Annotated in this window: 13 protein-coding genes; 7 read left to right on the forward strand and 6 right to left on the reverse strand. The window is 58.1% G+C overall.

The genetic code is table 11. The features are described from left to right. Window positions 1–197: 197 nt before the first annotated feature. Window positions 198–1,409 carry an ISAzo13 family transposase gene (locus tag Q8N04_14090; protein ID MDP3091807.1) on the forward strand — a complete coding sequence of 404 codons (1,212 nt, stop codon included), beginning with the start codon at window positions 198–200 and terminating at the stop codon, window positions 1,407–1,409. Window positions 1,410–1,431: 22 nt separating this feature from the next. Here the strand turns inward: Q8N04_14090 and Q8N04_14095 are convergent, their stop codons facing one another. Both Q8N04_14095 and Q8N04_14100 read right to left on the reverse strand, forming a co-directional pair. Continuing rightward, entirely contained in the window at window positions 1,432–3,162 is a 1,731-nt protein-coding gene (locus Q8N04_14095) for an ABC transporter ATP-binding protein (GenBank protein ID MDP3091808.1), read from the reverse strand. Window positions 3,163–3,273: 111 nt separating this feature from the next. Then, complete coding sequence (locus Q8N04_14100; protein MDP3091809.1) at window positions 3,274–3,492, reverse strand: hypothetical protein; 219 nt, start codon at window positions 3,490–3,492, stop codon at window positions 3,274–3,276. 286 nt (window positions 3,493–3,778) lie between these two features. Here Q8N04_14100 and Q8N04_14105 point away from each other — a divergent pair, with 286 nt between their 5' ends. Both Q8N04_14105 and nadB read left to right on the forward strand, forming a co-directional pair. Beyond that, on the forward strand, window positions 3,779–4,306 hold the full coding sequence (locus Q8N04_14105; GenBank protein MDP3091810.1) for a hypothetical protein: 528 nt from the start codon (window positions 3,779–3,781) through the stop codon (window positions 4,304–4,306). Beyond that, window positions 4,303–5,991 (forward strand): L-aspartate oxidase, encoded by a 1,689-nt coding sequence (nadB, locus tag Q8N04_14110; protein MDP3091811.1) that lies wholly within the window; start codon window positions 4,303–4,305, stop codon window positions 5,989–5,991. Before Q8N04_14105 ends, nadB begins: the two co-directional genes overlap by 4 nt. Here nadB and Q8N04_14115 read toward each other — a convergent pair. The 3 genes from Q8N04_14115 to Q8N04_14125 all read right to left on the reverse strand — a co-directional run bounded on the left by Q8N04_14115 (window position 5,897) and on the right by Q8N04_14125 (window position 9,079). Further along, on the reverse strand, window positions 5,897–6,568 hold the full coding sequence (locus Q8N04_14115) for a lytic transglycosylase domain-containing protein (protein ID MDP3091812.1): 672 nt from the start codon (window positions 6,566–6,568) through the stop codon (window positions 5,897–5,899). The two genes, nadB and Q8N04_14115, sit on opposite strands and share 95 nt — an antisense overlap. A gap of 142 nt (window positions 6,569–6,710) precedes the next feature. Next, entirely contained in the window at window positions 6,711–7,592 is an 882-nt protein-coding gene (locus tag Q8N04_14120) for an aminotransferase class IV (GenBank protein MDP3091813.1), read from the reverse strand. Window positions 7,593–7,600: 8 nt separating this feature from the next. Then, a complete protein-coding gene (locus tag Q8N04_14125; protein ID MDP3091814.1) occupies window positions 7,601–9,079 on the reverse strand; it encodes an anthranilate synthase component I family protein in 1,479 nt (492 codons plus the stop codon). 174 nt (window positions 9,080–9,253) lie between these two features. Here Q8N04_14125 and Q8N04_14130 point away from each other — a divergent pair, with 174 nt between their 5' ends. The 4 genes from Q8N04_14130 to atpF all read left to right on the forward strand — a co-directional run bounded on the left by Q8N04_14130 (window position 9,254) and on the right by atpF (window position 11,096). After that, a complete protein-coding gene (locus Q8N04_14130) occupies window positions 9,254–9,499 on the forward strand; it encodes an AtpZ/AtpI family protein (protein MDP3091815.1) in 246 nt (81 codons plus the stop codon). A 2-nt stretch (window positions 9,500–9,501) separates the two neighbouring features. Beyond that, window positions 9,502–10,251 carry a F0F1 ATP synthase subunit A gene (locus Q8N04_14135; protein MDP3091816.1) on the forward strand — a complete coding sequence of 250 codons (750 nt, stop codon included), beginning with the start codon at window positions 9,502–9,504 and terminating at the stop codon, window positions 10,249–10,251. A 36-nt stretch (window positions 10,252–10,287) separates the two neighbouring features. Further along, entirely contained in the window at window positions 10,288–10,518 is a 231-nt protein-coding gene (gene atpE / locus Q8N04_14140) for an ATP synthase F0 subunit C (protein ID MDP3091817.1), read from the forward strand. A 74-nt stretch (window positions 10,519–10,592) separates the two neighbouring features. Next, window positions 10,593–11,096, forward strand: coding sequence for a F0F1 ATP synthase subunit B (atpF, locus tag Q8N04_14145; protein ID MDP3091818.1), 504 nt, complete (start codon window positions 10,593–10,595; stop codon window positions 11,094–11,096). 16 nt (window positions 11,097–11,112) lie between these two features. Here atpF and larE read toward each other — a convergent pair whose 3' ends face one another. Further along, the gene (larE, locus tag Q8N04_14150; protein ID MDP3091819.1) at window positions 11,113–11,940 is read right to left on the reverse strand and encodes an ATP-dependent sacrificial sulfur transferase LarE; all 828 of its coding nucleotides are present in this window, start codon (window positions 11,938–11,940) and stop codon (window positions 11,113–11,115) included. Between the last annotated feature and the right edge of the window lie 7 nt (window positions 11,941–11,947).

Consider the following 11,947-nt stretch of genomic DNA (forward strand, 5'->3'; position numbering starts at 1 on the left):
ACAGCTCTTCGGGGTCATAGGGACGACACATCCGAGTCGTCATCACGTCGCCTCCTCACTCATCACGATGCTACCTCGCTGATACACGACTCCGTGCTTGCACGCAAGTGCGTGGAGGCTAATGTCGGACAGGCTCCTAGGCGCTGTAAATAAATAAAGGTATCAATTGAAAGATCATTGCCGTATGCTTTGCGAGCATGAACAGGCTGACCGAATTGAAGCGGAAGTTTCGTACCGCATGGCCGCATTTGGACGAACGTACGCGGCGCATCATGGCTGCCACTGAAGCGGTAAGTTTGGGCTATGGAGGGATAGCTGCGGTGCGGCGCGCGTGTGGTTTGTCGCGCAAGGCGATTAGCAAAGGGATTCGCGAACTCCACGGACGGGGCACGCCGTTGGTCGGCCGTATCCGTCGACCGGGCGCGGGGCGCAAATCCATCACCCAATCCGATCCCCGCTTGGTGCAGACGCTCGAAGGGTTGATTGATGAGCAAACGCGCGGAGACCCTGAGTCTGCGCTGCGATGGATTTGCAAAAGTACGCGGACCATTGCCGAAGAACTGGGTCGACAGCACCATCCCGTCAGCCACATGAAGGTCGCGCAGATTCTTCACGACCTGGACTATAGCCTGCAGCGCAATCGCAAAACTGAGGAGGGTGCGGATCACCCGGATCGCGATGCGCAGTTTCGGCACATCAACGTCGCGGTCAAACGATGCCTAAGGCAAGGCATCCCGGTCATTTCGGTCGATACGAAAAAGAAGGAGCTCATTGGGAATTACCACAATGCCGGCCAGCAATGGCGTGCGGCCAAGCAGCCCACGCCGGTTCACGGTCACGATTTTCCCAGTCCGCAGGTGCCTCGCGCCTATCCCTATGGCATTTATGACATTGGACGCAACGCCGGGTTTGTCAACGTGGGGACCGACCATGACACCGGTGCCTTTGCGGTGGCCTCCATTCGGGGCTGGTGGCGCACGGAGGGCCGACGCCTGTATCCGGATGCAAAAAAGATCCTGATTACTGCCGACGGCGGTGGTAGCAACGGGTGGCGATTGCGGCTGTGGAAGTTGGAATTGCAAAAATTCGCCGCTCAGACCGCGCTGGACATTGCGGTGTCTCACTTTCCTCCCGGTACGAGTAAATGGAACAAGATCGAGCACCGGCTGTTTTCCTTTATCTCGTCAAATTGGCGCGGGGAGCCCTTGCGGGATTACGAAACCATCGTCAATCTTATCGCCGGGACCACCACGGCGAAGGGATTGACAGTCATCTGTCGGCTGGATCGGCGCAAATACCCAACCGGGCGCGAAGTCAGCGATGAAGAGATGCAGCGCGTGACCCTGGAACCCAACAAGTTTCATGGTGAGTGGAACTACCACATCAAGCCAAACGTGAAGACAAGTTGATACCTTTATATATTTACAGCTCCTAGGATGTCTGTTCGGCGAATCTGATGGTATAGAGGTAGTGATAGAGCCCTTTGCGCTCAAGGAGTTGTGCGTGGGTGCCTTCTTCCACGACTCGTCCCTTATCCAGGACAAGGATACGGTCCGCACGCTGAATCGTGGAGAGTCGATGCGCGACGACAAACGTCGTCCGTCCCTCCATCAGTCGTTCCAGCGCTTCTTGGACCAGCCGTTCCGACTCGGTGTCGAGCGAGGAGGTGGCTTCATCGAGCAGCAGGACGCGCGGGTTTTTGAGAATCGCCCGGGCGATGGCAATGCGCTGCCGTTGGCCGCCTGACAGGTTGATTCCCTTCTCGCCCACCACGGTCAGGTATTTGTCCGGAAAGGCCGAAATAAATTCGTGCGCGTGCGCAGCCTTGCTCGCCTCCTGCACCGCCGCCTCGCTCGCCTCGGGGTTCCCATAACGAATGTTGTCGAGAATGGTCCCGCCGAAGAGGATGGTTTCTTGCGGGACGAGCGCGACCTGCCGGTACCAACTATCCACCGTGACCTCCTTCAGGTCGTGCCCGTCCACGGTGATGCGGCCTTCGATAGGGTCGTAGAAACGATGGAGGAGATTGATGACGGTGGTTTTACCGGCTCCCGTCGGCCCGACAAAGGCGACGAGCTCGCCCGGTTGCGCTTCGAATGACAGATGCGACAACACCGGGGTTCGCGGGTCATAACTGAAGCTGACCTGCTCGGCGCGCACATGGCCTTTCACTGCGGAGAGGACGTGCGCATTCGGCACATCTCGGATGTCTGCTTCGGCGTCGAGGATTTCAAATACACGCTGGGTGGCGCCCTGGGCCTCCTTGATTTGCGCAAACACTCGAGCCGCCGAACTGAAGGGTCCGATCAGGATGCCTGCGAACAGGACGAAGGCGAAGAGATCGCCCGGTGTCACGGTGCCTTCGATTACTTGGGTGCCGCCATACCACAGCACAGCCGCGGCAGCTGAAAACGTCAGCAGGCTGATGACGGGAACGAAGAGGGCCATGATGCCGGCTCGTTTGAGTGAGAGAGACAAGCCAAGCTGGACCTGGGTCAAGAAACGGCCTTCTTCCCGCTTGGTTTGCACGAAGGACTTCACGATGCGGATACCCGAAATGACCTCTTCCAAGAGAATGCTGAGCGCGGCGGTTTGATCCTGGATCGAGGTCGAAAGGGATTTCAGCTTGCGGCCAAAAAATTTGGCGACGAGCACCAAGAGCGGAAGCAGGAGCAGGATGAGGAGGCACAGCCGCCAATTCATCGCCAGCAAGAATCCGATGCCGCCGATGAAGGTGACCAGCTGCTTGGCGGTGTCGATCGGTGTCTCGGTGACGATGGACTGAATGACGGTGACATCGTTCATCAGGCGGGAGAGCAATTCCCCCGTTCGCCTCTTCGCGAAGAAGCTGACCGCGAGGTTTTGGAGATGCGCAAAGAGATGGGTGCGGAAGTCGGCGACGACTCGCTGGGAGATCCAGGTGGTCAGGTAGCTGTGCCCCATCGAACAGAGGCCTTGCAGAAGGACCAGGCCGATGAACAGCCCGATCAATTCCGTCATGCGATCGCGATCGTGCTGGACGGTAATGATGTCCCAGAGTGTGCCGGCCAGGCGCAGCAAGGCGAGGTTGATGGCGGCCACTCCCATCACAAGGAGTCCCGCCACGATCATGCGCGGCAGGTACGGGCGTACAAATGGAAGAAATCGTCTAAAGGGCGACATGTGTCTGGGAGTTTCGGTGTAAGAGCGGCACCCTATCCCCCTGTGTTGTCCCCATAATAATAGGGATCTGGGTCGACGGGATGCACCCGAGAGTGGGCGAAAGACAAGGCGCTAGAGCTGTGCGATGGACTCGATCAGGTTCTTGTTGAGGGCCACGTAGTCAGAACGATCCGTATCGTTGATGACCACGTCCGTCAGGCTGATAAAGAGCCGCACTTCCTCGTTGATCGCATCCGAGACGCGATGGCGCATTGGCGGAACAAGAAAGTCCCCCACGTAGGTGCAATTCACCGTACGGACGCGGATGCGAACCTTCTTGCCTTCCGGCACAATGTCCTCCTCCCGGTGAACGGGGTGAGCTAGCTCTTACGACGTAAGAATTTTTGGCGTCTGCGCAACTTCTTGTACTTGTGTTTGCGCATTTTTTTCCGCCGCTTTTTTAACACGCTCGACATGCAATGAATCTCCAAAGACGGGCGAGTCTAGAGACATTTTGGCCAAAAAGCAAGCCAGGCGGTGACTGGCCGTGAATGATTGTGGTGATCTGGTTTCCCGCCGGGTTGACAGCGGCCCCGCGCCTTGACCGATCCACGGGACGTTCCTATACTGCAACTCTATGAATACGACTCATCCGGCCTCACGGTTTCGTTTGCGCGTGCTCCATTGGTGCGGCGTGGCGATACTACTGACAGCCGTGGCCTGCTCATCGAAGACGCTCCAGTATCCTGAGGATCATGAGCGTTTTACCCGCATCGATCGTGCGGTGGAAGCGTTACGGGAAGCGTATCAGCATCGAGACCGGTCTGCGTTTCAGGATGTGATGTTGCCTGCGGAGTCGTTGGAGCAAATCCAAGCGGAGGCCGCGCAGGATTTCGAACTGTTTCAATCCATTCAACTGGACTTCAAAACCGAGCGCATCATGATCGACGGGGAAAATATTGACGTGTATGTGCATTGGCAGGGGGTGTGGAAGAAAAATCCTGACGACGCCGGTATCCGTCAGCGTGGACATGCCCGCTTGCAGTGGGTGGGCAAACAATCGATTCTTCTTCGTGGCGTGCAAGGTGATTTGCCGTTTGGAATGAAGGTGCGCCAGGCTTTATCCGACCTTCCCGCAGTCCCGCAGAAACCGCTGCCCCAATGAAACAGTCAGCAGCTCAGTCGCGGGAAAGATCCGCTCTCCCTAAAGCCGACTTTCTGGTCATCGGGAGCGGCGTGGCCGGGTTGCGCGCGGCTCTGGAGTTGAGCCGGGAAGGTCGTGTCATCATGCTGACAAAGGGGCATCCGCTGCAGAGTAATTCGATCTATGCGCAAGGGGGCGTGGCGGTGGCGCTTAGTGAAGAGGACGATGTCGCGATTCACCGGACCGATACGTTGAAGGCCGGCCACGGGCTGTGTCGCCCCGAGGCGGTTCGGGTGCTGGTGGAGGAAGGGCCGGCGCGGATTCAGGAATTGATCCGGTGGGGCGCCAAATTCGACAAGACGGATGGAAAGTTTGCCTTTGCTCGAGAAGCGGCGCATAGCCGAAGCCGCATTTTGCGCGCACGCGGAGATGCCACGGGCAACGAAATGGTGCGAGCCCTGATGGCGCAGGTCGCGCGTCAGAAGCGCATCCAACGGCTCGACTATCACTTTACAGTTGATCTGGTGGTGGAGGAGGGGCGTTGTTGCGGGGCGGTCGTGCTCGATGAATCATCGTCGAAGCAATTCATTATTCCCGCGAAAGCCGTCGTGTTATCCACGGGCGGCGCCGGACAGATTTACGCCCGAACGACGAACCCTCCCAATGCCACCGGCGATGGCATGGCGATGGCGTTTCGGGCAGGAGCCATGCTGCAGGATATGGAATTCGTCCAGTTTCATCCGACCTCGCTCTATCTCCCTTCCAGTCCGCCGTTCCTCCTGTCCGAAGCCATGCGCGGAGAAGGCGGGCAGCTGCGTAATAATAAGGGCGAGTTGTTTATGCAGCGATACCACCCGCTCGGGGCCCTTGCTCCACGGGATATCGTATCGCGGGCGATCTGGGCCGAGATGGCGGCGACGCGCGCCCGGCATGTGTATCTCGACGTCACGCATCTGGGAGCCGATTTCATCAAGCGTCGATTCCCGACGATCTATGCGACCTGTCTGCGGTCAGATATCGATATCACTGAAGAGTGGATTCCTGTTTCGCCCAGCGCCCACTACATGATGGGCGGAGTGTGGACCGACGTGAATGGGGCCACCACGCTGCCGGGATTGTTTGCGGCCGGCGAGGTGGCCTGTAGCGGCGTGCACGGGGCCAATCGCCTGGCGAGCAATTCGCTGTTGGAGGGACTGGTCTTTGGGATGCGGGCTGGTGTCACGGCAATTGCGTTTGCTCAGGGGCACGAATTCCCCGAGCTGTCTTCGCACGCAGAGATACCTCAGCCCGCAGGAGAGGCGACGCTCGAAGATGTAGAGAAGCTCAGGAGCTCGCTCCGCCGGACGATGTGGGGACAGGTCGGGGTGATCCGGTCGCGTGAGTCGCTCATTCGCGCCACGGGTCAATTGTCCCGCTGGACACAGCTCGTTGCCAGGTTCTCTACGACGAGGGCTGAGCTGGAAGTGAAGAACATGGTGCAGGTCGCGCATTGTGTCGCGGAAGCCGCATTATGGCGTGAGAACAGCGTCGGGGCGCATTTTCGCTCAGATTGCCCCGAGTCGAAACGGCCAGGCTGGAAGCAGCACAGTCAGTTGCGGATCGCCAGTGATCCTACTGAGCCGAGGCCGGCAAAGAAGCGGGGAGTGGTTGTGGCGCTGCAGATTCGGCAGCAGCGATCACGTGCCCGGTCATCGCGCCGTCCTTAATCAGAAACGTCCGATAATAGCGAATGACTTTCCGGACGTATTGGCGGGTTTCGTCGATCGGTGGGAGCCCGCGATAGCGATCCACCGTATGTTCTCCGGAATTGTACGCGGCCAGCGCGAGCGGGAGATTTCCCCTAAACCGGTCGAGTAATTGGCGGAGATACTTTGTCCCCCCCCCGATATTATCGTCAGGATCATAGAGGTCCCGCACTTCGAGGCGAACGGCTGTTTGTGGCATCAGTTGCATCAGGCCAATGGCGCCGGCTCGTGACACCGCCATGGGGTCGAACCCTGATTCCGCTTTAATGACCGCCCGGATGAGGGCGGGGTGTAATTGGTGCTGTCGGGAATACCGGCTGATCATCGGTTCGAGCTCCCGCTCTGACAGAACGGGATGGAGTCTGTTTGGCTGCGAGGTGATTCGCCGGTAGCGTAGGTCGGTCGGCACATTGGTCAGCGAGATGGTCCCGTTGGCATCGATGTATTGGTAGATCTCAGCCTGTGCTGCAGGAAGCCCTGAAAGAATCCAGTGGGATCCCACGAGGGCCGTTCCGAGAAGTAGTTGAGAGGTTTTCAATTGGTCGTTCCTTCGCGCTCTTGTTGTGTTAGGCATGGTCAAACGATAGCAGCCTGCACCTGGGTGTCAAGGATCTGCACGTCTTGTGCCCCCTCTTGTCATGAGAGTATTGCAATAAAAGCAATGGTTTGATCGGAAGAGGTTAGTCGAGCGGTTCTAAATAGCGACTTCGATTGTCGATAAAATGACGGTGCAATTGACGGGTCAAGGGCCCTGGGATGCCCTGCCCAATGGGTTGCTGGTTGATGGATACGACCGGCATGACTTCCATGCTGGTATTCGTCAGGAAACATTCGTCGGCATGCAGCAGCTCTTCCGGAGTGAATCGCCCTTCGCACGCGGGAATCTTCAGCTCTTCCGCCATCTGCAACAGAATCGATCTCGTAATGCCATCCAAAAGACCGCAGTCGACGGATGGAGTGTACAGCTGGCCTTGCGTTGCAAAGAATAGATTACTCACGGTGCATTCGGTGAGATGGCCTTCCCAATTCAGAAAGAGCGCGTCGAAGACCCGCGCGGCAATCGCCTCGCGTTTCGCCAGAATGTTGTTCAGGAAGTTGGTGGCCTTGATCTGCGGGGAGAGCGCGCTTGGCAGGTTGCGTCTCGTGCGGGCAACAATGAGTGACACGCCGCGCCGGTACAGCTCGGCAGCGGGCGGATGGAGCGGTTTCGCCATGATGACGACGGTGGGCGTCGGGCAGAGGGCCGGATCGAGGCCGATCTCTCCCGCGCCGCGGGACACGGTAATTCTGAGATAGGCGTCGGCCTGCTCAGTTCCCAGTTGATTGCGGTCCATCGCTTCGCGCAAGAGGTGCGGCCACTCGCTCAACGGGATGGGGATTGTCAGGCCGATGGCGTCGGCCGAACGCTGTAAGCGCGACAGATGGTGATCTCGCATGAAAATCCGGCTCCCGTAAGAGCGGATCGTTTCATAGACGCCGTCCCCATAGAGAAAGCCATGATCGAAGACGGAGATTGTCGCATCCTGTTCCGGGACGAATCGATCGTTGAGAAATATCCACATAGTGCATGCTACGACAAGGCACTCAGAAAAGCCTGTGCCTTGTGCATCGTCTCCTCATATTCTTTGGCGGGATCCGAGTCCGCCACAATCCCGGCTCCGACTTGGAGGGAGCCCTGTCCTTCAAGGAGTACCAATGTGCGAATGATAATGTTGAAGTCGAGATCCCCGCTCCAGCTTAGATAGCCCATCGACCCGGTATAGGGGCCTCTCCGCACCGGTTCCAGCTCGTCGATGATTTCCATGCAGCGAATCTTGGGCACGCCGGTAATGGTGCCGCCCGGGAAGACGGCTCTCAATAGATCGAAGCCTGTTACCTCGGCCCGCAGTTGCCCAGAGATATGCGACACCAGATGGCTGACATGGGAATATTGCTCGATGGACATGAATTCGTCGACGTGGACGGAGCCGAACTCACACACGCGCCCCAGGTCGTTTCGTTCCAGATCGACGAGCATCAAATGTTCGGCGCGCTCCTTCTCGTTGCCCAGGAGTTCTTTCTGCAGGCGACGATCGTCGGAGTCGTCTATGCCTCGCCGCCGGGTGCCGGCGATTGGTCGAGTATCGGCTGAACGGCCCTCCAGCCGAACTAACCGTTCCGGTGATGTGCTGATCATGCTGGTGTCCCCGGTGCGCAACAGGCCGGAGAACGGGGACGGGTTCATGCGGCGCAAGCGTGCATAGGTTTGGAGCTCTGTCGCGAGTCCTGCCTGCTTCGTGAAACTGTCGCTTGTGACCGAAAAGCGATGGGAGAGATTGGCCTGATACAAATCACCGGCGGCGATATATTCCTGGCAGCGCCGGACCCGGTCCATATAGGAGTCCCGGGATTGCTGTGGGTGAAAGCTGACAGGCGCTAAGGAATCCGCCGGCTGAAGGTGGGGCTGAGGCGTGGATACGTGCGCTTCCAACGCGGCGAGTCTATCGCAACCCTCCCGGTAGAGCTGCTCTCGGGTCTCTCCGAGGAATCGTTCGAGCGGGGGGCAGAACATGAAATGCCATTCGCCCGAGGTATGATCAAACGCCGCGACAAGATCATAAAAGGCGAACTCCAAATCTGGAAAATGCCGATCGTCGTCGGCATGGTTCGGCAATGACTCGAATTGCCGCACCAGATCGTAACTCAAATAACCCACGGCTCCGCCGAAAAACGGCGGAGTTCCAGGGGGGCGGGAGATGACTGATTGTTGCATCAGGCGCGTAAGAGTTCCGAACGGGTTCTGGCCGGTTTGTATGTGCCCATCGGCTGAGCGGTTAGTCCAGTCGTGTCGCGTGCCCGAAAAGACTTGGTAGGGATTGGTTGCGAAGAAGGAGTAGCGTCCGCTGGTTGACGGACCTTTGCCGCTTTCAAAGAGAAACGAGGCCTGTTGGCTTGAGGCAACGCGGGCATACAGCTCGAACGGGCTGGGGGTCAAGCCTCGCCGGCTTAGGCTCAAGGGTTGCGGGGCTCCGTGCAGAAAGGCTGTGGGGGATGGTCGTGTCGTTGCCATGAATTCAGAAAGTCCGACCGGTTTTGGTTGGCATACTATACCGTAGCGCTTTCGCGAGAGACAGAGTCTCTAACGGCTTGACATTTCAATGAGGATTCTGCTTGAATTGCGCGCTCGCAATCGGTTGAGTCCTCATTCAGATTCGTGTCTGAGCACTAACCGGCGAGTAACGGAATGCCCCCTTCTCAAGATCCGTTTTATGCGGGGCTCGGCCAGGCGGTTCGGATTGGAACCGACCTGCTAGCTTCGTTGATCGTCGGAGGCGGGTTGGGCTGGGTGTTGGATACCTACCTCCTTGATTCCACTCCCTGGGGGATGGTGGTGGGGTTGGTGCTCGGAGTGATCGCCGGGATACGGAACGCATACCGGTCGGCCATGCGGTGGCCAGGTTCACCGCCTGACACAGAAAGTAAAGGGTAGCCGTGGAAGAAAGTCCGCTTCATCCGTTTGAATTGCATAACTACATTCCTCTCTCTGTTGGTGGGATCGATATCTCCATTAACAAAGCGGTCATCATCATGTGGGTCGTGGTGGCTCTGGTCGCGTTTTTGATGCTCAAGGCAGGGGCGGCGCGGCAGCTAGTGCCGGGCAAATTGCAGAGCCTGGCGGAGATGCTGGTGGATTTCATCCGGGGCATCATCCTGGATACGATGGGGAAGGACGGGATGCGGTTTTTCCCGCTCATCGCCACGTTGTTCCTCTTTATTCTTTTCTGTAATCTCATCGGGATGATTCCCGGTTCCTATACGGTCACGAGTCAGATCGTCGTGACGGCGGTGTTTGCCTGTGTGGTGTACGGGCTGAGTCTCGTCATGGGGTTTCTGCTGCACGGCGCCAAGTTCTTGGGGATTCTCGTGCCGCCGGGTACGCCGGGATGGCTCTTGCCGTTGATGATTCCTATCGAATTGATCAGCCAGTTAGCCCGGCCGATTTCGTTGGCCGTTCGATTGTTTGCCAACATGACGGCCGGACACGTCATTCTCGGGGTGCTCTTTGGCTTGGCGATCAGCGGCGGGCTGCTTATCGGCTGGTTGCCGTTTGCGTTCACGATTGCGATGAACGGGTTGGAAGTCGGCATTGCGTTTATTCAAGCCTATATTTTTACCGTGTTGACGTGCGTCTATTTGGGCGACGCATTCCATCTGCACGGCCATGATGACCACGCGCATTGATCGCGTCTCAACCAGACAAGGGAGGAGTAGGACACAATGGATTCAGCAGCAGCAGCATTGTTGGGTATGGGATTGGCGGCGGCGGGTTTTGCCGGTGCCGGTGTCGGAATCGGGTACATCTTCGGCAAGATGATTGAAGCCGTGGCCCGCCAGCCTGAAGCGGAAGCTCGCGTCGGTAAGTACATGTGGATCGGGTTCGCGCTCGTGGAAGCCATCGCGCTCTACGGGCTCGTCATCGCGTTCATCATCATGGGGCTTCGCAAGTAAGGACGGGGATAGGCCGAGCCTGCGGTGTGGCGCCTTGGCGCTCAGCCTCAACCTCAACTTGTTGGGAGTGAACAATGCCGCAGTTTGAATCGAGTTTTTTCTCGTCGCTGATTTTCTGGGAGATTCTGTCCTTCGGGATTCTGTTCTTCGTGCTCTATAAGTTTGCCTTTCCCGGCATCCTGAGCGTCCTCGAAGAACGGGAGAAGAAGATCAAGGACAGCCTCGACCAGGCTGAACGTCACCGCGCAGAGTCTGAGCGTGCGCTGAAGACCTATGAGGCGAAGCTCAGTGCAGCGGCGAAGGAAGCCGAGGCCATTCTGGCGGCGGCTCAGGAGCGGGCACAGCGCCTGCTGGATGAAAACGAACAGCGGATGAGCACGGAGGCGGAGCGCATCAAGGGCGAGGCCACGCGCGAGATCGATCATGAGCGCCGGAAGGCCGTGCAGGACATCCGCAATCAGACCACGGAGTTGGCGCTGATGGTAGCGGAGAAAGTGGTGCAGCGCAGTCTCGCGGATGCCGATCACCGAAAGTTCGCCGACGAAGCGCTCAGCGCCCTCTCGAAGTCTCACTCCTAATCAAGTTTCGTTTGCTCTACTTGGCCGGGCGCGGTGGGTCTATGCTCACCCCGCCCGGCCGATACCCTTCCAAGTCAATCGTCACAAACCGAAAGCCGAGTTCCTTCACGCGTCGGCTGATTCTCGTCCCTCGTTCTCCCTCGAGCATTCGAGCCAGTTCATTCTGACCGACTTCGATTCTGGCGATTTCGCCGTGATCGCGCACACGGCAGTGCCGGAACCCTTCTGCAAACAGGACCTCTTCGGCCTGCTCCACCCGGCTGAGCTTTTCTCTCGTGATCGTGATGCCTCTGGGGATGCGTGAGGACAGGCAGGCGGCAGCTGGTTTGTCCCAGTTCGAGAGCCCCAAGTCTTTCGCAAGCCGTCGAATGTCTGATTTGGTAAGCCCAGCTTCCAGCAGCGGGCTGCGAACGCCCCATTCGCGTGCGGCCTTGATGCCGGGACGATCATCGCCCAGATCGTCGAGATTGGTTCCGTCCACGATGACGGCCGACGCATACGTTTCTCTCAGCGTGCCCAGCAATTGGTAGAGGTCGGTCTTACAATGAAAACAGCGATCGGCATCGTTCTCGGTAAAAGCAGGGATTGTCAACTGGTCGGTATGCACCAACTCATGGCGCGCGCCGATTTCCTTCGCGACGCGGGTGGCTGTTTCCAGTTCGATCGCTGGGAAGGTCGGTGAAATGGCCGTGAGACCCACGGCGGAATCTCCGAGTTCGTCGTGGGCGACTTTCAGGACGAATGTGCTGTCGATCCCGCCTGAATAGGCGACCAGGACGGAATCCATGGCCGCAATGATCTCGCGCAGATGCAGAAGCTTGTGTTCGAGCGGATGAGGTTGCATAGCGGCA

The sequence above is a fragment of the Nitrospira sp. genome (genome assembly GCA_030692565.1).
In the GTDB taxonomy this organism is placed as follows: domain Bacteria; phylum Nitrospirota; class Nitrospiria; order Nitrospirales; family Nitrospiraceae; genus Nitrospira_D.